This is a genomic window from Parachryseolinea silvisoli (assembly GCF_021190955.1).
Classification (GTDB): Bacteria; Bacteroidota; Bacteroidia; order Cytophagales; family Cyclobacteriaceae; genus Ohtaekwangia; species Ohtaekwangia silvisoli.
In genome coordinates, this window is record NZ_JAIOAO010000001.1 from 1,120,487 (window position 1) to 1,141,885 (window position 21,399).

Here is a 21,399-nt window from a genome sequence, read left to right on the forward strand (position 1 = left end):
CAACCATGGCCATCGTCACCCTTCTTACAGATTCCGGCGAAAGTGACCATTACGTGGCGGCCATCAAAGCACGCATCATCAGCGTCAATCCTGGCGTACGCATCGAGGACATCAGCCATAAAATCAAGCCGGCCGACATAGGCCATGCCGCCTTTGTACTGCGCGCCGTCTTCCGCGACTTCCCCAAAGGCACCGTCCACCTCGTCGGTGTCGACGCTACTGGCAACCGCGGCGACGTACCCATTGCCGTCCAACTCGAAGATCACTTTTTTGTAGGGTGTGATAATGGTTTTTTTGGCCTCATCACCGACAAGTCGCATCAGCAACTGGTCGAGTTGAACGCCATCAATACCATCAGCACCACCTTTCCCGAGCGCGACATCTTCGCCCCTACTGCCGCCAAGCTGGCCAGCGGGGTGTCGATCACCAACCTGGGCAAGCCCATGGTGGCGTTCAAAAAAATGATCGACCGTCAGGTGAAGGCCACTAAAAAGCAAATCTCCGGCACCGTGATCCGCGTCGACGGCATGGGCAACCTCATCACCAACATCCCACGCGACGCATTCGAGATTCTGAGCCGCGACAAGGTATATACCATTCAGTTCGGCGGTGAAAAATTCCGCCGCATCCATACCCAGTACAACCAGGCTGACGATGGCGAATGTTTCCTGGTCTTCAACAGCATAGGCTTGCTGGAGATTGGCATCTACAAAGGCAACGCATCCGAGCTGCTCGGCCTGGACTACGATAGCGCCGTCAACATCATCTTCGAGGAATAACCCCCAATCCCTCTCCCATGACTATACGCATCGTTCGCATGCACTTTACAGAAGCCGGCGTCGCCGAGTTTTTGGATATCTTTAATCAGAATAAGGAAGCTATCCGCAATTTCCCAGGCTGCCATCACCTCGAATTGCTCAAAGACGCCACGAATCCGCACATCTTCACAACCTTGAGCCATTGGCACGAAGCCGCCGATCTGGAGCGCTACCGCACGTCTGAACTCTTCGGCAACGTGTGGAAACGCGTAAAACCACTTTTTTCAGGCCGTACGGAGGCATTTTCGCTCGAAAAATTTATCACCGTGTAACCGGTTGCATACCAAAGAAAGATTCCACATATTTGCAACCCATTTGCCAAAAAGGGCTGAAGTCCTTTCATCAAATGCCTGAGTGGCGGAATTGGTAGACGCGCTTGACTCAAAATCATGTGCCTTCGGGCGTGCCGGTTCGACTCCGGCCTTAGGTACAAAAAAGCTCTCAGATGTTGAGAGCTTTTTTTTTGCCTTGCCCCTAAAAATCATTGAGTTTTCTGTTTGATCCGGGCGCAGTCTTTAGAAATGGCACGATGATCCTGGAGTAGCGTATGCCTCATAAAGAATTGATCCAACGCCAGGAGTCTGTCAGGCACTTTGAAGCCCAGGTTCCAGCATAACTTCATATGACATTCCGAGCAAAGGCGGTTCGGGCGCTGATCGGACTCCGGCAGACTATTCGTTCCGTTCATCACGCAAACGGCATGAGTACAATGCTGACAGGAAAACATATGGCCGATCTCGTGCGAGGCGGTCTTGATCAAACGCTCGAGACATATAGGATACGTCGTTGAATCCATCGCTATATCCGTAAACCGATAAATCGATGACACCCCTACCCGTTTCTTCGTTGAAGCCTGACCAAATACAAAATTCCAGGAATCGGATGGGTAAAGGTCTTTTGCTGTCACAGCCATCACCACGATGGCGTCTGGCGGTATGTTTTTCTCCAATATATCGTATAGAATATAACTGGTGAGCAACTGCTCGCCTGTTTCCCGACTCTGGCGGCGTGCACGTGCGGGGATGACGCTGTCGCTTATCGGTTCGGCGATGATCGTATTCAGTCCAAAGAAGATTTGCAGATATTCCGCGGTGTATCGTAGCACCTCGCCCTGTATAGGTGTCAGCGCGCCAATGGGCTGGAGATAAATATATCTGCGGATTTCATCCGGCGACACCGGCTTAGATTGCTTGTAAGCCTCAAATGTCTGCCCCTGTTCAGGGTGCTCAAAAAGCCATTCACCGGGTCGGGGCTTTTCGAGAACGGCGTCTAATGGCTCCAAATACTGGATCATCTTTAAATTTTGGTCGTGTTGATCTCCAGATGAACATCCGAGGATGAAAATTGCAATAAGCAGCGACAATCCCAACCAAATGAAACGCATGAGTCTTCGATACTCCGTAATTTAAGATTCTTGCCGCTAACAGCCAATAAACCGCAGGCATGTTAACAAAACGGCTCTTAAGACCTTCATCGTCCCCTCATTTTCACCCATCACTGTTGGAAATAGCCTTTACGGACGGTTTGATGTTATTCTTGGAATCTAAATCGGGCTTTATTCTAGGTTCTGATAGAAAACTCTTAAATTGTAGAAGGACAGCGCCATAAGCCCATCCTGGCGCCCCAACCGTATGAGCCCAGCGTCCGAATACAGCGACCTGGTGCGCTCCATTAAAAATGGAGATGCACGAAGCCTGGAATTGATCTTCACGCGGTTATATCCGCGCCTGTGCGGTTACGCCCAGAAATTCCTGCAAAATATCGACGATGCAGAGGAGGTCGTGCAGGATATCTTCTATGCTGTGTGGAAAAACCGCGAGCGGCTGGATGAGCAGCAGTCCTTCAAGGCCTATTTATTTACCGCAGTGCGAAACCGTTGTTTGAACCTGCTGGAAACCAGGCGGTCGCAATCGCGCCAGGCTGAGCTACTCTGGTTCCTTTACAAACAAGACACCGGTACGGCCCCGAATGCATATCACACGCTGCTGACGCAGGACCTGGAGCGAGACCTGAATGCGGCCCTGGAACAGCTACCCAAAGAATGCAAAAAGGTGTTTGAGCTGAGCCGATTCGAAGGGCTGAAGTATCGGGAAATTGCCCAGCGGCTCAACATCTCCATCAAGACGGTGGAGACGCAGATGTCGCGCGCCCTGGGCCGGTTGCGGCTCGAGCTGCGTGAGCATATTACTCTGCTGATCCTGCTCGGTCTGCTTCCATAACAGCATTGGACGTCCGCAAATTGTTGCGCCTGCCCCTTTCAGCCCTGGGCTATTGTGTTCGGCCTTTCAACGCGTAAATGCAAAAAATCTTGCGTTGTTGTCAGGGTAGCCGGCCACGAGTCGGTATAAGAAGCGATGACAACACAGGACCTTACGCCCGACGACGAGACAACCCGAGAGATGATCCTCCGGTTCCTTGAGGGCGATGCTACTGAGCAGGAAACAGTCTCTCTTCGATCCTGGCTTGGGCAAAGTGAAGCTAACCGCCGCTATTTCGACGAAGTCAACACCACGTTTCAGGCCACGGTGACCGTGAACCGTTTCAATCACCGTAGGGTGAATGACGCATGGAGCACGCTGGCTCAGAAGATCGCCGCTGAAAAAGAACATAGCGCCGCACCCGCGAAAACTGTGCGACTCTTTACCGCCTGGAAAGCCGCCGCTGCCGTGGCGCTCCTTGCCGTATCTTCCTACCTGGCTTACCGGCTGATTCCCGCCATCAATGAAACACAAACGGCCTCCATTGTGCAAACGGCGCGGGGCAGCAACACCCGCGTGCTTCTGCCCGATGGCTCCGTGGTGTGGCTCAACGCCAACAGCACGCTGGAGTATCCTGCAAAATTCGGCGAAGCTTCCCGCGAGGTCACGCTGAAAGGCGAAGGATTCTTCGACGTGCGCAAAGGCAGCAAGCCTTTTATTGTTCATGCCGAAAAGCTACAGGTGCAGGTGAAGGGTACACGTTTCAATGTAGAGGCCTATGCTGACTCTCCCGTACTAAAAACCACACTGGAAGAAGGAAAGGTAGAGCTTCATGTAGCCGATCACGGTGAAATTTATGTCATGAAACCAGGGGACCAGATTGCGGTTCACAAGACAGACACGCAGGTAACCCGCACCCAGGTAGATCCGGCCGACTTCTCTGCCTGGAAAGAAGAAAAGCTGGTGTTCGACAATGTGCCGCTGGACGGCATCTTGGCCAAGCTCGAAAACCGCTACAAGGTGAACATCCGGGTGGAGAGCATTGGCGCCAACCGCGAGCGCATCAGCATGACCGTCGAGCATGAAACCCTGGACGAAGTGCTGGAGCTGATCCAACTGTCGTCGCACCTGCGGGTCAGGAAAGAACACAACCAGATCATTCTTTTCGAATAACAACGAACTAAAACCCACCTAACTCTATGATGCATCTCTATCGTAGCCACCTTCGCCTGCTCAATCGCCCGCTGCGCATATGGCTGCTGTGCGGCGTGCTGGCGGCGCTTATCGCCAGGCCTGAATGCGTACTGGCCTCCACCCAATTGCCGGGTGTGATCGAGCTCAACCTCAAGGAAGTGTCCCTGAAAATGGCCCTGCGCGAGATCGAGCGCCAGACCCCCTACCACTTTGTCGTGAACGAAAGCCGTCTGCACACCGTAAATAAGACGGTATCACTCAACATCCGCACCGAGCGGATCGAAGACGTGCTCGACCAGCTGCTGGTCGGCACGAACATCCGCTACAAGATCCAAAAGAAACAGATTACGCTCATCCCCCCGGCGGGCGAATCGCACCCCGGCCTGCTGTCCATCGATGGCACATCTTCCTCCATGGTCACCCAGGCTAGTGGCAGGTTCATCTATGACATCATACCTGACATGACAATAAGCGGTACGGTAAACGATGAAACCGGCGCACCACTGCCGGGTGTGAACGTGGTGGTAAAAGGCACGACGGAGGGAACTGTAACGGACAGCAATGGAAAGTTTACCCTAAACGTGCCTACGGGGCAATCGGTGTTGGTTTTTTCATTTATAGGCTACACCTCACAGGAAATCAATATCAGCGGGCAGTCGACCGTTACTGTCATATTGCTGCCTGACTCACAGACACTCAATGAAGTGGTGGTGGTAGGGTATGGCACACAAGAGCGAAAGGATGTGACCGGCGCCGTGTCGTCAATTAAGGGGGCCGACATCGAGAACCTGCCAGTAGCCACAGCACAACAATCGCTGCAGGGTCGCACCGCGGGTGTTCATATTGTTCGCAATGGCGGCGCCCCGGGCGCAGCCGGCGACATCCGCATACGGGGCGTGGGCACCGTGAATGATGCCAGTCCGCTGGTGGTAATCGACGGCGTACCGGCCGGTAGCCTGAGCGATGTAAATCCGAACGACATCGAATCCATGGAAATCCTGAAAGATGCCTCTGCCTCGGCCATCTATGGAACGCAGGCAGCCAATGGTGTGATCATCGTCACGACAAAGCATGGCAAGTTCGGCCAGGGCCTCAAGGTGACCGTGAGCGGCTATTCCGGTGTATCGAACCGTATCAAGACCATTGATATGCTCGATGCCCCTACCCTGGCCATGCTGAAACGGGAGCGGTATACCAACGACGAGAATGCGATCGATCCCGTTTGGGAAGACCCTCAATATCTAACCCAGAAGACCGACTGGCAGAAAGAACTGCTTCAGCAGGGGACGATCAATAATATCGACGTATCGATCACCGGCGGAAACGACAAATCCAACTACGCGCTGTCAACCGGTTATTATAACGAAAAGGGGATGATCAAAGGGTATTATTTCAAACGCTACAGCCTGCGCCTGAACTCGGATCACAAGCTCACCAAGCGACTATCGATCGGGCAAAACCTGCAGCTCACCAACCAACAGGGCTCCAACACCCTCGATGCTCAATCCATCTATAACGCGTCGGCACAAGACGGATTGATCTGGAGCGCGCGGCGCTTCCATCCCGGCTTACCCATTAAAAACCCGGATGGCACCTACAGCACCTCGCAAGTCAGCACGGAATTCGGTGACATCAACAACCCTATCTTTACCGTGGACACGCAGGACCGCGGCATGACCCATACCCGCATTCTCGCTGGCGTGAACGGCACGTATGAGATCGTCAAAGGATTGAAGGCCAGGGCCAACATTGCAGTGGATGCAAACTTCGACGATTCACGTCAGTTCGAGATCAGGGTGCTGGACCAGACCCGCACCACCAGCCGGAACAGACTTACGGAGAGACACGCCAAGTATTGGAACATCCTTCAGGAGTATTTCCTTTCGTACGACAAAAAATTCGGCGATCATAGCTTCACTTTCCTGGCGGGATATTCGCAGCAGACATTCGACAAGCTCACGTCTATGGCCCAGCGCCAAGACTTTCCCAGCGAAGCCCCCTCGCAACGCTACCTGGACGCCGGCCAGGGTGATATGAACGTAGAAGGCACACGTACTTACAACGCACTGCAATCAGTCTTCGGACGGGTAACATATAGTTTAAAAGACAGATATCTCGCCACCGTCACACTCCGCAACGATGCATCCTCCAAGTTTGCCCCGGCCAACAGGCGGGCTTTATTCCCCGCTTTTTCATTGGGTTGGCGTGTCTCTGAAGAGCCGTTCTTTGCAGGGCTTACGGGCATCATACCCAGCCTTAAGCTGACCGGCGGTTACGGCGAGCTGGGCAACCAGAAGATCGATGACTTTCAGTACATCCCACTGGTATCGTCCGGCTATCGCTACTCTTTCGGAGGGTTGAACACCGTGGGGTCGGCCCAAAGCATCTTACCCAATGCCAGTGTCAAATGGGAGCGTGCTAAGATGAGCAACTTCGGATTGGAAGCCGGACTTTTCCAGAACAAGATGACGGTCACCGTCAATTACTTCAACAAGCAAACCGACCAGATGCTGGTTCGTCCGCCGGTATCGGGCTCCGCCGGTTCTGCCCAGGCCCCGTATCAAAACGTCGGGAGACTGGAGAACAAAGGCTTCGAGATCGAGCTAGGTTACCGCGGCAACCTGGATGCGCTAACCTATTCGATCAGTGGTAACGTAAGCTTCATCCAGAATAAGGTGCTGGAGCTGGTGGAAGGTTCCTTCCTGGGCTCGCAAACCTACGGGCGGACCAGCCAGGAAATTTCAAGAACCTACGCCGGAAATCCCATTGCCACCTTCTATGGCTGGCGCACGAATGGTCTGTATCAGAACCAGGCCGAGATCGACAATGATCCGAACATCACTGAAAAAGCTCCCGTCGACAAGGCCAAGATCAGGCCCGGCGATGTGAAGTTCCTCGACCTGAATGGCGACCATGATGTAGACGACAAAGACCGCACTATCCTGGGCAGCCCGTTCCCGAAAGCCACCTACGGCATCAACGCCGGCCTGGGTTATAAAGGCATAGACCTCACGTTGTTCTTCCTGGGCGTGGCCGGGGTCGACATCTACAATGCCGATCGCATGCAGGGCCTGGATCCTACCTATCACTTCAACATGTATGCGGAGACCATCAACCGATGGCGCGGTGAAGGCACCAGCAACAGCATTCCGCGCATGACGGAAAAGACGGACAATCGTAACTACCGAACTTCCGACATGTTTATCGAATCCGGCGCGTTCTTCCGCCTCAAGAACGTCACACTCGGCTACACGCTGCCAACGGCGCTCACGCAGACCCTGCGCTTGTCCAAGGCCCGCGTTTACGTGACCGGACAAAACGTGTTTGTAATCACGGACTACAGCGGTATGGATCCCGAGCTGGGTAACGTTCAGGGAAACCAACAGATCAACGTGGATTACGCCCAGTATCCGCAGGCCAGAACCTGGACCATAGGCGCGCAACTCTCTTTCTAATTAAAAAAGGATCAGAACATGAAACTGAAACGTATCATCAAGACAACAACAGGAACTATACTGGCGCTTTCGGCGGCGCTTCTCCTGACGCGGTGCAACGATATACTGGAGACCGAGGCCTATGCGAAGGTGACACCGGATGTATACTGGACTACTGCCGACAACGTGGTCTCAGCCGTCAACGCCATCTACGAGCCGCTGCTGCAGGAGAACTACTTCGGCCACTTCGAGCGCACGTGGGACATTCAGTCAGACGACATGTGGCGGGCGGGCGACCATGGCGAGGACCAATCCATCGAGGAATTCAGCTATGATGCCAGCAACCCCAAGCTGATCGACACCTGGAAATGGCGCTACGAAATGATCAGCCGCGCCAACGCCGTGCTGATCCATGAACCCGATATCACCATAGAAACGAATCTCAAGAACCGTTGTCTGGGTGAAGCGTATTTCCTGAGGGGATTCAGCTACTGGCGGCACTATCTGGTCCATGGCGAGGTACCCCTCATCCTGGACGAAGACGTCAAGGCGGCACCCTCTGCTCTAAAGATCAACAAGCCGAAAGCTACACTGGAACAAGTGGCCGCGCAGATCGAGTCGGACTTCAAAAAAGCCGCCGAGCTGCTGCCCAAAACATACGACGCAAACAATATAGGCCGGGTAACCCAGGGAACGGCTTATGGTTTTCTCTGTAAGTTCTACATGTATACCAACGAGCTCGAAAAGGCGATCGATGCAGGGGTACACATCACCGAAGATGCAACCTATGCGCTGGCACCCAGCTTTGAAGACAATTTCAAGATTGCCACGGAAAATAACTCTGAGATGCTCTTCTCCCAGCAGTTTACAGACGGCTGGACGGGCGACGACACGCCTGAGATATATACCACACCCCGTCCCTGGGGCGGCTGGGATTTTCGCGAACCCATCCAGGACCTGATCGACGAGTTTGAAGACGGCGACCCGCGCCTGGGGTATACGGTATTTAAACCCGGTGATATAGTAGACCTCGGTGGCGAGGACGGTCCTACGGAATATACCGCCGACTTGTCATCAACGGGCTATCATTTCCGGAAATTCGCCTCCTGGAAGGCAGAGGGTGGGTTGGATCCCGGTCAGAACGCCCCGATCCTGCGGGCGGCAGACGTTTACCTGCTGGTGGCCGAAGCTAAGATCCGCCTGGGCCAGGATGGCGACGCCGAGCTCAATGCGGTAAGAACCAGGAATGGCCTTGATGCAAAAGACAACGCCACCATGGCCGACCTCATGCACGAACGCCGCGTGGAGCTTGCCGGTGAAAATGAAAGACACCAGGACCTGATGCGGTGGGACAAAGCCGGGCTTATAGACATTGTAGCGCTCTACAACATTGAACGCGAGCACAAAGATGCAAGGACCTTTGTACGACCCAAGCATTATTATTTCCCGATACCGCAGCGCGAGATTGACCTGAGCAATGACGTGCTGAAACAAAACGAGAACTACTGATGCACCTTCAGAAATAAAATTCCACTGAACAAGGCCGGCCCCGGTTTTCGGGGCCGGCTTTTTTGTAGTTTGTTCCTGCTTATGTCCATGAATAACAGCCTGTCCATCATTATAGCCATGCTATCACTGGCCGCCTGCCGGCCAAACCCTACTGACCTCCAGGGTACCTGGAAGATCGACTCCATCACCACCTTCTACAACGGCTTCACCATGACGACCGCCGCTGCCGGCGACGAGCCCATACAACACTATGAGCCGGAAGGCAGGCTGCGCATGACAAAGGGAACTGAGTTTAGATATTTTCTCTACGAGCTCCGCAGCGATACGCTCACCCATCTCACCACAGAACACAATCGAATCGAAACATTCACCATCGTCGAGCTCGATCAGAACCGCCTGGTGCTGCAAATGGAAAAGAAACCGCTCTTTAAAGAAAAAAACCAGCGCCGGTATGAGACGAGGTTTTTTTCGAGAGTGGAATGAGCATGAGCAGGCTTTAAAAACCCGCAGCCCCCTTCAGCACGCGCACGCGGCCGTTGTTCTGCGCCATCACCACCAGGGTGCTGCCATCGGCGGCCTTGACAGAAACAATGCTCTTTACGGCGCCATTCACGTGTACACCACTCCGCTGCATTGATACGGGGGCGAATATCCCCTTGCCGTTGCCGGCAAGAACCAGACCTTTAAAAGCATCGTATCGTCCCGTCAATACATCGGGGTCATATGCGTTGCCGCCCAGCAATACGTCCAGGTGGCCGTCGCCATTATAATCGCCGTGATGGATGGCATATACCGGGGCAAATTGAGCGTCTTTGCACAAGGGCTTCAGCGTCCACGGTCCCTTGTTCCGGTTTTCCAGGTAACAGGTCTGAAGCATTTCCGCATGATGCGCCTCTGTCCCTTCATGGGCATACAGGCTGTCGATCGTGGCTGCCGCGTATGCCTGGTAGCTGCCATATTTCTTTTTAAGCTGGGGAGCCTGCAGCAAGAGGTCGTCGCGCGGATAGGCTGGGCGGTTCACACCCTCCAGGTAGTAGCCCAGCATCGCCTCGGACACGCCGTCTTTGTTCAGGTCGTTTACATAAATGCCTACCGGCTGCATCGGCGAGGTCTTGTAACGCGTGTTCAAACCCAGGTTACCCAATACGAAGTCTGTGTCGCCGTCGCCGTCAAAATCACCTGCATCCATGCTGTTCCACCAGCCCGTGGATCCCGGCACCTGGGAGGGCACGAGCGTACCTCCTGAATTTCTAAACACTGTCACCGGCATCCACTCTCCTACCATGACCAGGTCGGGCAAGAGGTCTTTGTCCACATCAGCCCATACCGCCGCCGTTACCATCCCCACGTCGCGCAGGCCCGCCGCCAGAGAATCTGTCACATCGGTAAATCGGCCGCCGTCATTGCGCAGCAGGTAGCTCTGTCCCGGCTGAGGATACCGGTGAGGAGTCAAGCGCCCGCCGACAAACAAATCCGTGTCACCATCGCCATCATAATCGGCGCCCTCCACGCACGAGCCGCTGCCCGTAGTACCGGGCAAAGCATCTGGCTGACGGCTGAAATACCCCCGACCATCATTGACATACAGACGGTCCTGGTAGTAGGGCGACTGCGCCTCAAACTCATTGCCGCCACTTACCACATACAAGTCAAGATCGTGATCGCCATCCGCGTCGAAAAACAATGCGCCCATGTCTTCTTCAAACTTCTCCCCCACATCCAATGGCTGTGGCCGAAAACTTCCGTTGCGCTGCTGAAGAAAGATCATACCCGATTGTTTGTAGGCGCCGCCGATAAAAAGATCTTCCAGGCCGTCTCCGTTCACATCGCCTGTCGCCATACCCGGCCCGCCTTCAGAGAACTTGTGCGGCAGCAGGGGCTCGATCTTGAAATCGACATACTCCGTTTCGCGATGCACGAAGTCAATGACGTCCTCAGGCATATCGGTGAAGAGCGAAGATTTTGCGCTGATTGCCGCTTCGGCTCGACCGGCCGCATCTTTCCAGCGGAGTATAAGCATCGTATCGATTGCAGGCCCCTTCAATACCTGCCAGCGTCCATCGGGCCAGACCACACGCAGCGAGTCGACTTGCTTTCTGGTACCCAGGCCCAGGTATACGCCGCGCGCTACCGTAGACTGATATCCGCGATAAGGAGTATGTTCCCGATATTGCAGCGTATCCTGAGCTTCAAAAAGCGTGACCTTTACGCCATAACCATCGCGGTTCTGAGGCGGGCCTTCAAACCGGGCATTCAGATAATGATGATTCAACCGTTCTGCATGGTTTTCAAAAACTCCAGCCGGGCCGTTGATATTGTTCGTCACATAGTCCAGGTCTCCATCGCCGTCCAGGTCCGCATAAGCGGCGCCGGTTGAATACGCAGGCTCCGTAAAACCCCACACCGCCGAGCGATCGGAAAAGGTCAGGTCGCCATTGTTCTGAAACACATATGGCGGCAGATGTGCGCCGTCCAGGCTGCGGATGGCATCGAAGAGCTTCTTCCTGACCGTGCCGTTATAAGCTCCATGCACAAACTCCTGCGCTTTGTAGGCGGCAAAGTCGCGGTTGGTGATGTCGCGGGGGTATCCGTTCGTCACCAGCAGGTCGCACCGCCCGTCCAGATTTATGTCAGCAAATAGCGGGCTCCAACTCCAGTCTGTAGCCTGCACACCTGCCAGCTGGCCGATCTCGCTGAAGCATACTTCGCCTTTGGCATCTTTGCCCCTGTTCAGCTGCAGCGTGTTGCGCATAAACTGCGGTGTATAGCCATACTTTATCTCGGAGCGGTACCGGTCATAGTTTGTGGCGCCGAACATAAGCTTCTGGCGTTGGTTATCAGGCGGCAGCATATCCACCGCCATGATGTCCGCCAGACCGTCATTGTTCACGTCCGCTACATCATTGCCCATGGCAGAGTAGCTTGTATGCTGAAAGCAATCGCCCGCCCGATCTATGAACGTACCGTCATGTTGATTGATCCACAGGAGGTCGTTGGAAAGATAGTCGTTGGTGACATAGACATCCGGCCAGCCGTCCGCATTGATATCCACAATGGATACACCCAGACCATAGCCTTCGATGGTGATGCCAGCCGGGGCCGATACATCGGTAAAGGTCGCATTGCCATTGTTGCGATACAGGCGGTCGGTATTGACCATTTCCCCATGCAGCCTCTTGGGCCGGATTACATTGGGACCCGTTTGGTCTGTGGTATTGGTGAGGATATAGACGTCCAGGTCACCGTCCAGATCATAGTCAAAGAAGGCCGCCTGAACCGAATGCCCCGTATCGGCCAGGCCGTATTGGGCGGCTTGCTCGGTGAAGATACCATCGCCATTGTTGATATAAAGCTCATTGGCTCGACGGGCAGGCTTGCTATTCGGACCTGCATAGCATACATATATGTCGAGATGGCCGTCCTGGTTGATGTCTACCATAGAGACGCCAGTGGCCCACTTACCTAGTTTCCCGAAGCCGGCGCGTTGCGTGATGTCCTCAAACTCGAAGTGCCCCTTATTGCGATAGAGGCGATTGCCAGTCATGTTTGCGGCGAAGAAGATGTCTTCCAGACCGTCGTTGTCGATATCCCCTATTCCGACGCCGGCTCCGTTGTAGAAATATTCGAAGGTGATGATGTTGAGATTTTCATCTTCGTAGAGGGTATTTTGAAAATCGATGCCGGTGCGTGACGGAGGAAGCAGCTCCAGCAAGGGAACTGGTTTTCTGGAGGTACAGGTCAGAAATACACCCGCAAGAAAAAACGGGAGTAACCCCTTCAAAATAAGACCGGAAACAAAGTAGGTGCGCACTCCGCCAAGTTAATTACCCGAATTCAAACCCGTAACGACTTGATCAATTATTATCAACTGAGAAAATTTTTTCTTGGCACTTGTCAGGGTAGATCGTCACTTTACGGTATCGGGAAATCGGCTCGTTCCGCAAAGTTGTTTTGGGCTGATGGTACCATTTAAGAACTGATCACAAAGGAAGCCTTCATCCAGAATATATTCCGAGAAAACTCGTCAAGACAGCCTTGGCGTAGTACCCATTTTCGACTTTTGAGATCGCAGAATCAATCTATACCTCTAAAGTCTAGTTTCAGATCCGAAAAATTCCTACGGATCTTTTCAAATTATACATCGGAAGTGACAAAGGGTCGCAGCCTGTACCCCACAAGTTGCTCATATACAAAAAACAAAAATCATTTATACACTTCATTCTGCAGAGCGTACCTCAACGATTTGTTTTTGGGAAAAACGCTACTCGCTAATCCTTTGGCCGGCGCGGAACGGTACAGGTGGAGAGTTTTCGGTTTTTGTTTTCTGAAATTATTAAAAAACATTATCTTAAATATTGTACCAGCCGGTACGCTTGTGAAGTCCGTTTAGCCTGAGAATCGTTTTTGAATATTCACTTAACCATAAAAATATTCTTTATGAAAATCAAGCAGTACCAATATATAGGTGGGCAGTGGAAAAATAATTTTACCACTGCCGGCTTCCATGCGCAACAAGCACAACTAATCCTTGTTTTCGGCGAGCCAGGATTGATCACCCAGCCGGCACTATTCGATGAAATCCGAGATTTTTTCCCGAAGGGAAACATCGTTTCCTGCTCTACAGCGGGAGAGATCATGGGCGAGGATGTGTATGACAACAGCATTGCGGTCACGGCCATTCAATTCGAAAAGACGGTCATCAAATGCTGCGCTACCCACATCCAGCAGCATGACAACAGCTATGAAACGGGCAAATACCTGATGCAGGAATTGCTGGCCGACAATCTGAACACGGTGCTCGTTATTTCCGATGGCACGTACGTCAACGGAAGCGAGCTGGTGAGCGGCCTCAACGAGAATAATCCGGAGAACATTCCCGTTACCGGCGGGCTGGCGGCCGACGGTGATCGGTTCATCAGAACATTTGTAGGCCTCGACCAGGTACCGGAAGAAGGCACAGTCATTGCCGTCGGTTTTTATGGCAGCAACCTCCACATCGGCCACGGCTATTTTGGTGGCTGGGATGAGTTCGGGCCTCATAAGAAGATTACCCGCGCAGAAAAAAATGTGCTCTATGAAATAGATGGAAAAAATGCCCTGGACCTGTACAAGGAATACCTGGGGCCTTATCAGGACGAGCTGCCTGGCTCGGCCCTGCTGTTTCCACTTTCGATGCAGGAAGAAGGTTCGAATGAGCCTGTGGTGCGCACGATATTGAGCATCAATGAAGAAGACAAATCGATGGTTTTTGCCGGCAACCTGCCCCAGGGCAGCACAGTACGGCTCATGAAAGCCAATTTCGACAAATTGATCGATGGATCATCGCTCGCCGCCCAAAGTGCTCTTACAAACCTGGCGGGAAGCAACTCCGAACTGGCATTGTTCATCAGCTGCGTGGGCCGCAAGCTCATTCTGCAGGCGCGCACAAACGAAGAAGTAGCCGCCGCCAAAGGCATATTTGGCGAAAACACTCCTGTGACCGGTTTTTATTCTTATGGCGAGATCTCGCCCTTTGCGCCGTTGACACGCTGCGAGCTGCATAATCAAACCATGACCATCACTACATTCTCCGAATCATAAAATGTACCATAGCCTGCTCGAGAAACAGATCAAGAAATTACTGACGGAACAACAACTGCAGGATGAGTCGTTACGTCAATTGCTGAGCGTGATCAGCAATACCTACCAGGCCTTCGAACGCGACAAAAAACTATCGGAGCACGCCTTCAACGTAAGCGAAAAAGAATACCGGGAGTTGAGCGAGGCGCTGCTTCACGCCAAAGAGGAAGCAGACAGGGCCAATAAAGCAAAAACGGTATTCCTGGCCACGATGAGCCACGAAATACGCACCCCGATGAACGGCATGCTGGGCATGGCCTCGCTACTGGCCGGAACCCCGCTTACGGCAGAGCAGCGCGAATACACCGACACGATCATCACCAGCGGCGACGCACTGCTGACGGTGATCAACGACATCCTGGATTTTTCAAAGATCGAATCGGGCAACCTGGAGCTGGACTACCAGACTTTCGACTTGCGGCAATGCATAGAGGAAGTGATGGATGTATTCTCGATGAAAGCCGCGCAAAAGGGACTGGACCTTGTCTATCAGATCGATTACCAGGTATCTGCACAAATCATATCCGACCGGCACCGCCTGCGCCAGGTATTGCTCAACCTGATCGGCAACGCGATGAAGTTTACACACAAGGGCGAGATTTTCGTGCGGATAGATCTGATAAGCACAGTCGGCGGCGAAATTGAGCTGGCGTTCAGCGTCAAGGATACGGGCATCGGCATACCCCAAGACAAGGTTTCGAAATTATTCAAGCCTTTTTCACAGGTGGACTCCTCCAACACCCGCCAGTATGGCGGCACCGGCCTGGGCCTGGTGATCAGCCAGCGCCTGGTGGTGCTGATGGGCGGCTCTATAGAGGTAGAGAGCCAGGCCGGCGTAGGCACTACCTTCAGCTTTACAATCAAGGGCAAGATCAGCCAGGAATCCGTGCGACAATATGTGCACTGTAATACCGTGGGCAACGAAGGTAAAACGGTGCTGGTGATCGATGACAACGCGACCAACCTGACCATCTTGAAAACGCAGCTGGAACAATGGAAGCTCGCACCGACCCTGGCGATCTCTGCACGCCAGGCGTTGGAGATACTCTCCAATCATGACGAATTTGACCTGGTGATTACCGATATGCAAATGCCGGATATGGACGGCACCCAGCTGTCTCAACGCATCAAAGCGAGGCATTCGCGCCTCCCGATCATTTTATTGAGCTCGATCGGCGATGAAAGCAAAAAGAAATACCCCGACCTGTTCAGCGAGGTGTTGAATAAACCGGTAAAACAACAACAGCTCTGCCGGGCCATACAGTCATCGCTCAGACCGGGCGTAGTCAAAGTGCCCATGGCCGCCACAAAGCCGGCGCAGGTACTGTCCGAAGAGTTCGCCCGAAAATATCCGCTTAGGATCCTGATTGCCGAAGACAATGTGGTAAACCAAAAGCTCGCCCTGCGCGTACTTGATAAGCTGGGTTATCACAACGTCGAGGTAGCGCAAAATGGCCTGGAGACTGTTCAGAAATTTTCCAGCGAGTTTTACGACGTGATCCTGATGGATGTACAGATGCCTGAAATGGACGGCCTGGAAGCGACCCGGCGCATACGGGCCATGACTGGCAGACGGCCGGTCATTATCGCCATGACCGCCAACGCGATGCAGGGCGACCGTGAGATTTGTTTGCACGCCGGCATGGACGATTATGTAACCAAGCCTGTCAAGCTGGAGATAGTCGTGAATGTGATTGAAAAGTGGGCGCTGAAAATCCAGGCAAAACGGGAGGAACTCCATCCCAATATCAAACCGGGGTAACCTAAAATCAAGCAGCTATGCAATTCACCAAACTCGTCCCTGAACTATATTACCGTGACATCCAGGAAGGCCTCAAAACGTTCGTCGGCTGCCTGGAGTTTAGTGTCGGACACAGTGAGCTAAATTCCGATAATCCCTTCTGCGTGGTAGAAAAGGATGATCTGCGCGTCATGCTTTTTGAGAACGCGACATACGCCGAAAAATTCACACCGCTGTTGCGACTCGTGACAACCAACATTGAAGACGTTTACAAAAAGGTAGTAACAAAACATCCTGAACTGTTGCATCCGAACCTTCGCCAGGTAACGTTGAGGCCGTGGGGCGCCAAAGAATTCGCTCTGTTGGATGGCCAAATCGGTATCGTTGTTCAACAATGGTAACCCCTGTAACCCTATCTCAAAACAACCCGTTTAGGCTTTTATACCGTCACGCTACCTTTTGAAGTATTTCATTTTTATAGCCGTCCTCATAGCGGCTGCATTCCTAACCGTTCTCACTCAAGTCGGCGGCGCCATCTATCTGGCATCCTGGGTAATCTATCTCCTGATTCGAAAACGGATCACAAAAAGATATTGGAGAATCGCCACCCGGTATGCCCTATTCATTGGGCTATACTTGATTACTATCCTCCTCATCATGCCTCCCATCGCCAAAAAATATGGAAGAGTCCCCTTGCCATTTATAGAGACCAACCACGTCAGGCCACTATCCATTTGGACCGCCCTGCTCAACCGAAACTACGTACACCCCGAGCTGCGAGCCATCACGTATGCAGTAGGTGATGAAATGAACCGAAAATACCCTGGCACCGTGATCAACTATATGGATGCCAATTTTCCCTTCCGCGACGGCTTCCCACTCTTGCCCCACATCAGTCACAACGACGGCAGAAAGCTGGACGTTGCCTTTCACTACATCGACAAGACTACCGGAAAACATAGCAACGGAAACCCATCGCCCATCGGCTACGGAGGCTCAGAACCTCCACGCAAAGGCGAACCCGACAGACCTTCACGCTGTACCTCGAATTGGCAATACAGTTTTATGTACGGGTGGATGCCGTTATCCGACAAGTTAGCGTTTGATCAGGTCCGGACTCAAGACATGATCAACGCTTTCATCAAACAAAAAGGTATCAAAACTCTCTACCTCGAACCACACCTAAAAAAGCGGCTTCACCTCACCAGCAAAAAGATCAGGCTACACGCGTGCTACTCTGTACGCCACGACGACCATGTTCACGTGCAACTTTGAAGCGCACGAAGGAGCTCTGCATAATTGGCCCCATAAAGCATTTTACCACCTCAAAATTTCAGAATTGTGACTCTAATCATTTATTTTCACCATCAGCACGTACATTTGCCGCGCCGGTTGTCTTAAATTGACCCCGCCAGACACACGTTTACGCCCAGACATGAAAAAGAGCAAAGTTTCGATAACCGATATTGCCTCCCAGCTCAAGATTTCCACGACCACGGTCTCCTTTATTTTAAATGGAAAAGCCAAGGAAAAAAGGATCAGTGACGAGCTGACGGAAAAGGTATTGAAACTGGTAGAAAAGGTTGGCTACAGACCCAATCACTTTGCTCAAACGCTGCGCACCGGCAAGACCAACATCATCGGGCTCATGGTAGAAGATATCTCCGATCCCTTCTTCGCCAGCCTGGCCAAACATATCGAAGACGTCGCCCTGCAGCGCGGTTACAAGATCTTATACTGTAGCACCGAGAACGGAAAGAAACGGGCCCAGGAGTTCCTTCGCATGTTCGACCAACTCGGCGTCGACGGCTACATCGTCACACCCCCGGCCGGGATAGAAGACGACCTCAGCGCGCTCATTGATAATGGCAAACAAATAATACTATTCGACCGGTACTTCAAGAAAGTAGCTGCCGACTATGTCATCACCGACAACGCGGAAAGCGCCTACGCTGGCGTCGACCACCTCATACAACAGGGGTATAAAAATATCGCCTTCGTAACACTCTCGTCACGGCAGCCCCAAATGACCGGCCGCCTGGCCGGCTACGAGCGCGCTATGCGCAAATTTCAGCTGCCCGCCATGGTACACAAGTTATCGTATTCCACCAGCCGGGCGGACTACATCGCGAACATAACTGACATCGTCAAACAAGATCCATCCATCGACGCTATACTTTTTAGCACGGGCTCGTTGGGCTTGAGCGGTGTCGAAGCGCTTACACACCTTGACATCAACATACCCGACCAGATCGGCGTGGTCTCGTACGACGACCCCGATCTTTTTCGTATCAACCGTCCTGCCATTACGGCCATCGCCCAACCCATTGAACAACTGGCCCAGGCGTTGATCAACCGGCTGCTGGACAAAATAGCCGGGCCTTCCAAAAAAGCCATGAAAGACAAACAGGAGATCATTATACCCGCCACATTGATACCGCGCGAATCCTCCCGCAAAAAAGCCTGAGCATTACTTCACCGACAATCTTTCCTCCAGTTCCTCCAGCGAAATCCCTTTCGTCTCCGGCATGATAAACGCCGTGAACAACAGTTGCAATATCATCAGGAGAGCAAAGCCACCGAAGATCATCCAGGACTGAAAGGCATGAATCAAAATTGCTCCTGACAAGGTAATCAAGGCAGCAAACCCGTTGAGCACCCCCATACCCCATGCCTGTCCGTACGCCCGTACCGGAGTCGGGAAAATCTCAGACATATACACAAAGATCACCGCTCCCTGTCCCACGGCATGAGAAGTAATAAACAACAACATAAAAACCAGTATAAAGACCGCCGACGCACCGACATAAAAACCATAGGCAATCATCGCCAGGCTTATAATATACCCGATTGAACCCACATACATAAGCCGCCGCCGCCCAATTCGATCGATCAAATAAACACCGACCAACGTAAACACCACGTTTACCAATCCGATGGCAACCGAGCTCAACAGCGACTGCGCCGTACCCGAGCCGGCTTTTGCCAGAACTTCAGGTGCATAAAACAAAATAAAACTAATACCTGAAAACTGGTTAAAGAAGGACATCAAAAAAGACAACACCAATACACGCGCATACTTCCGGGAGAAAAGACGTTCTCTGTGAACGCTCGAAGTATCTTCGGCGTGAATCGCCTGCAGCAATCGGTCTGCCTCCTCCTTTGTACTGATCCTGTCTAACACCCGAAGCGCCGATGCTGTATCACCCTTTCGTAAAATTAACCACCGCGGACTTTCGCTGATACCGAAAAGCAGTAATGTAAAGACACTATACGGTAGAACCATGATACCTAACATCCACCGCCAGTTATCTTCACCAAAGGATACCGCAAAGAAATAGTTAGAAAGGAATGCAAGCAAAAGACCGAGTACAAGATTTAGCTGAAACAACATACCCAACCGTCCCCGATGCCGGGCATCCGCAACCTCTGATATATAGGTGGGCGCAACGATAGAGCCGATACCCGCACCAAGTCCGCCAACAAATCGAAAGAGGGAAAACATATGGGGGCTAACCGAAAGCGCCGTGCCGAGGGATGACACAACAAACATACACCCCACCAGGATCAGTGTCTTTTTCCGTCCCAGCTTTTCCGTAGGATAACCTCCCAACAACGAGCCGGTAACACTCCCCCAGAGCACCATCGAAATAATAAACGTTCCGTGAAACCAGTCTGATGTATGCCACAATTGTTTCAACGGAACATTGATTCCCGAGACAATAACCGAATCAAATCCAAAAAGGAAACCCGTGATGGATACGACTAAAACACACAGAAAACCCTTACGTTTCATAGTACATACAAGATACGGGCCTTTCGGGGGTAATTCAACGGTTGCGGCCTGCGTCAGGAGGAATTTCTGGCAATAAGAAGCGTGGGCAGAATGATATTCTTGATAGGCGACTGCTCGCTATTTTGCATACGCGCCAGCAACGTATCGATCGCTGTCTGAGCAATCTCTTCAATAGGCTGTGCAACAACAGTAATATTGGGCTTATAAACCCGAAAAAGATCGTGATCATCGAACGACACCACGGCAATATCATCCGGAATCTTCAACTCCAAACGGCTGATGGCCTGCAGGCCGCTGATGCCTAAATAGTTCGTACCAAACACCACCGCATCCAACTGGCGATTCCTGACCAGGAAAGCCTCGATTTCCTCCACATAGCTCAGGTATTGTTCGCGAAAGGGTAACGGAAAAACATGGGGCGTCAGACCATGATCGGCAATGGCCTCGTTATATCCAATAACGCGGTCCTCCTTCTCCGGCTTATCCAGTGCCAGCGCCACCAGGCCAATATTGGTAAACCCACGGTCAATTAAATGTTTCACCGCTTCGTACATACCGCCCCGGTTGTCCACCATAACGGAGTCCGTAGCCTTATTGCCAAACTTCCGGTCAAAGAGCACAACGTTCATGCCGTTGTCCACCATCTCCTTGATCTCTTTCTCCATCCCACGCGTAGGGGCGATAATACAGCCATCGACCCCCATCGTGGTAAACATCGACAGAAACTCCTTGCCACGCTGTTTGTCGTTCTCCGTACTGCAATAAGCAATCTTATAGCCGTTTTGATAGACCTTCTCTTCGATCCGTTTGGCGATACTGGCGTAAAAAGGGTTGGAAATATCTTCCACCATCAGGCCGACAATATTGATCTTGCCGGTGCGCAGGCCCTGCGCAAACAGATTAGGGTGATAACCAGACTTCTCCGCCGCGCTCCGCACCCGCTTGATTAACTTGTCGCTAAACCGGCTGGCCTGCGCCTCACCGTTCAAAATGATCGAGACCGCCGTTTTTGAAACGCTCAGCTTCTTCGCTAAATCTCCAATAGACGGCCTAACTTTTTTCATGACATTTATTCCCCTGATACATAGTC

General features: G+C 52.4%; 16 protein-coding genes and 1 tRNA gene. 13 read left to right on the plus strand and 4 right to left on the minus strand.

Annotated elements, in window-relative coordinates; all coding sequences use genetic code 11:
- Positions 1-5 precede the first annotated feature (5 nt).
- The 3 genes from K7P01_RS04725 to K7P01_RS04735 all read left to right on the plus strand — a co-directional run bounded on the left by K7P01_RS04725 (position 6) and on the right by K7P01_RS04735 (position 1,248).
- Positions 6-779: an SAM hydrolase/SAM-dependent halogenase family protein gene (locus K7P01_RS04725; RefSeq protein ID WP_267290357.1), complete on the plus strand. Its 774-nt coding sequence runs from the start codon at positions 6-8 to the stop codon at positions 777-779.
- Between the two features lie 17 nt (positions 780-796).
- Positions 797-1,090, plus strand: a complete 294-nt coding sequence (locus K7P01_RS04730) for a putative quinol monooxygenase (RefSeq protein WP_267290359.1) — start codon at positions 797-799, stop codon at positions 1,088-1,090.
- 76 nt (positions 1,091-1,166) lie between these two features.
- Positions 1,167-1,248, plus strand: a tRNA-Leu gene (locus K7P01_RS04735).
- 51 nt (positions 1,249-1,299) lie between these two features.
- Here K7P01_RS04735 and K7P01_RS04740 read toward each other — a convergent pair.
- Complete coding sequence (locus K7P01_RS04740) at positions 1,300-2,202, minus strand: archaemetzincin (protein WP_267290361.1); 903 nt, start codon at positions 2,200-2,202, stop codon at positions 1,300-1,302.
- Between the two features lie 247 nt (positions 2,203-2,449).
- On the opposite strand from K7P01_RS04740, the gene K7P01_RS04745 reads away from it, so the two are divergent.
- The 5 genes from K7P01_RS04745 (at position 2,450) to K7P01_RS04765 (ending at position 9,636) form a co-directional block, all read left to right on the plus strand.
- A complete protein-coding gene (locus K7P01_RS04745) occupies positions 2,450-3,037 on the plus strand; it encodes an RNA polymerase sigma-70 factor (RefSeq protein WP_267290363.1) in 588 nt (195 codons plus the stop codon).
- Positions 3,038-3,172: 135 nt separating this feature from the next.
- The gene (locus K7P01_RS04750) at positions 3,173-4,189 is read left to right on the plus strand and encodes a FecR family protein (RefSeq protein WP_267290365.1); all 1,017 of its coding nucleotides are present in this window, start codon (positions 3,173-3,175) and stop codon (positions 4,187-4,189) included.
- A 26-nt stretch (positions 4,190-4,215) separates the two neighbouring features.
- Positions 4,216-7,665, plus strand: a complete 3,450-nt coding sequence (locus K7P01_RS04755) for a TonB-dependent receptor (protein WP_267290367.1) — start codon at positions 4,216-4,218, stop codon at positions 7,663-7,665.
- Between the two features lie 18 nt (positions 7,666-7,683).
- Positions 7,684-9,153 (plus strand): RagB/SusD family nutrient uptake outer membrane protein, encoded by a 1,470-nt coding sequence (locus tag K7P01_RS04760; protein ID WP_267290369.1) that lies wholly within the window; start codon positions 7,684-7,686, stop codon positions 9,151-9,153.
- Positions 9,154-9,240: 87 nt separating this feature from the next.
- On the plus strand, positions 9,241-9,636 hold the full coding sequence (locus K7P01_RS04765; RefSeq protein ID WP_267290371.1) for a hypothetical protein: 396 nt from the start codon (positions 9,241-9,243) through the stop codon (positions 9,634-9,636).
- Between the two features lie 13 nt (positions 9,637-9,649).
- Here K7P01_RS04765 and K7P01_RS04770 read toward each other — a convergent pair whose 3' ends face one another.
- Positions 9,650-12,865 carry a VCBS repeat-containing protein gene (locus K7P01_RS04770; RefSeq protein ID WP_267290373.1) on the minus strand — a complete coding sequence of 1,072 codons (3,216 nt, stop codon included), beginning with the start codon at positions 12,863-12,865 and terminating at the stop codon, positions 9,650-9,652.
- Between the two features lie 725 nt (positions 12,866-13,590).
- On the opposite strand from K7P01_RS04770, the gene K7P01_RS04775 reads away from it, so the two are divergent.
- The 5 genes from K7P01_RS04775 to K7P01_RS04795 all read left to right on the plus strand — a co-directional run bounded on the left by K7P01_RS04775 (position 13,591) and on the right by K7P01_RS04795 (position 18,980).
- On the plus strand, positions 13,591-14,733 hold the full coding sequence (locus K7P01_RS04775; RefSeq protein ID WP_267290375.1) for an FIST signal transduction protein: 1,143 nt from the start codon (positions 13,591-13,593) through the stop codon (positions 14,731-14,733).
- Position 14,734: 1 nt separating this feature from the next.
- Entirely contained in the window at positions 14,735-16,534 is a 1,800-nt protein-coding gene (locus tag K7P01_RS04780) for a response regulator (protein ID WP_267290377.1), read from the plus strand.
- A 17-nt stretch (positions 16,535-16,551) separates the two neighbouring features.
- A complete protein-coding gene (locus K7P01_RS04785; protein WP_267290379.1) occupies positions 16,552-16,914 on the plus strand; it encodes a VOC family protein in 363 nt (120 codons plus the stop codon).
- 256 nt (positions 16,915-17,170) lie between these two features.
- Positions 17,171-17,788 (plus strand): hypothetical protein, encoded by a 618-nt coding sequence (locus K7P01_RS04790; RefSeq protein ID WP_267290381.1) that lies wholly within the window; start codon positions 17,171-17,173, stop codon positions 17,786-17,788.
- Between the two features lie 160 nt (positions 17,789-17,948).
- Complete coding sequence (locus tag K7P01_RS04795) at positions 17,949-18,980, plus strand: LacI family DNA-binding transcriptional regulator (RefSeq protein WP_267290383.1); 1,032 nt, start codon at positions 17,949-17,951, stop codon at positions 18,978-18,980.
- Between the two features lie 3 nt (positions 18,981-18,983).
- Here K7P01_RS04795 and K7P01_RS04800 read toward each other — a convergent pair whose 3' ends face one another.
- Together K7P01_RS04800 and K7P01_RS04805 are read right to left on the minus strand one after the other, a co-directional pair.
- The gene (locus K7P01_RS04800) at positions 18,984-20,309 is read right to left on the minus strand and encodes a sugar porter family MFS transporter (protein WP_267290385.1); all 1,326 of its coding nucleotides are present in this window, start codon (positions 20,307-20,309) and stop codon (positions 18,984-18,986) included.
- A 53-nt stretch (positions 20,310-20,362) separates the two neighbouring features.
- A complete protein-coding gene (locus K7P01_RS04805; RefSeq protein ID WP_267290387.1) occupies positions 20,363-21,373 on the minus strand; it encodes a LacI family DNA-binding transcriptional regulator in 1,011 nt (336 codons plus the stop codon).
- Between the last annotated feature and the right edge of the window lie 26 nt (positions 21,374-21,399).

Excerpts from the sequence above, each read along its gene's own strand:
- K7P01_RS04755 (WP_267290367.1), top strand. The coding sequence starts at position 4,216 with ATGATGCATCTCTATCGTAGCCACCTTCGCCTGCTCAATCGCCCGCTG.
- K7P01_RS04795 (WP_267290383.1), top strand. The coding sequence starts at position 17,949 with ATGAAAAAGAGCAAAGTTTCGATAACCGATATTGCCTCCCAGCTCAAG.
- K7P01_RS04730 (WP_267290359.1), top strand. The coding sequence starts at position 797 with ATGACTATACGCATCGTTCGCATGCACTTTACAGAAGCCGGCGTCGCC.
- K7P01_RS04780 (WP_267290377.1), top strand. The coding sequence starts at position 14,735 with ATGTACCATAGCCTGCTCGAGAAACAGATCAAGAAATTACTGACGGAA.
- K7P01_RS04760 (WP_267290369.1), top strand. The coding sequence starts at position 7,684 with ATGAAACTGAAACGTATCATCAAGACAACAACAGGAACTATACTGGCG.
- K7P01_RS04775 (WP_267290375.1), top strand. The coding sequence starts at position 13,591 with ATGAAAATCAAGCAGTACCAATATATAGGTGGGCAGTGGAAAAATAAT.
- K7P01_RS04785 (WP_267290379.1), top strand. The coding sequence starts at position 16,552 with ATGCAATTCACCAAACTCGTCCCTGAACTATATTACCGTGACATCCAG.
- K7P01_RS04750 (WP_267290365.1), top strand. The coding sequence starts at position 3,173 with ATGACAACACAGGACCTTACGCCCGACGACGAGACAACCCGAGAGATG.
- K7P01_RS04800 (WP_267290385.1), bottom strand. The coding sequence starts at position 20,309 with ATGAAACGTAAGGGTTTTCTGTGTGTTTTAGTCGTATCCATCACGGGT.
- K7P01_RS04765 (WP_267290371.1), top strand. The coding sequence starts at position 9,241 with ATGAATAACAGCCTGTCCATCATTATAGCCATGCTATCACTGGCCGCC.
- K7P01_RS04740 (WP_267290361.1), bottom strand. The coding sequence starts at position 2,202 with ATGCGTTTCATTTGGTTGGGATTGTCGCTGCTTATTGCAATTTTCATC.
- K7P01_RS04725 (WP_267290357.1), top strand. The coding sequence starts at position 6 with ATGGCCATCGTCACCCTTCTTACAGATTCCGGCGAAAGTGACCATTAC.
- K7P01_RS04745 (WP_267290363.1), top strand. The coding sequence starts at position 2,450 with ATGAGCCCAGCGTCCGAATACAGCGACCTGGTGCGCTCCATTAAAAAT.
- K7P01_RS04790 (WP_267290381.1), top strand. The coding sequence starts at position 17,171 with ATGCCTCCCATCGCCAAAAAATATGGAAGAGTCCCCTTGCCATTTATA.
- K7P01_RS04805 (WP_267290387.1), bottom strand. The coding sequence starts at position 21,373 with ATGAAAAAAGTTAGGCCGTCTATTGGAGATTTAGCGAAGAAGCTGAGC.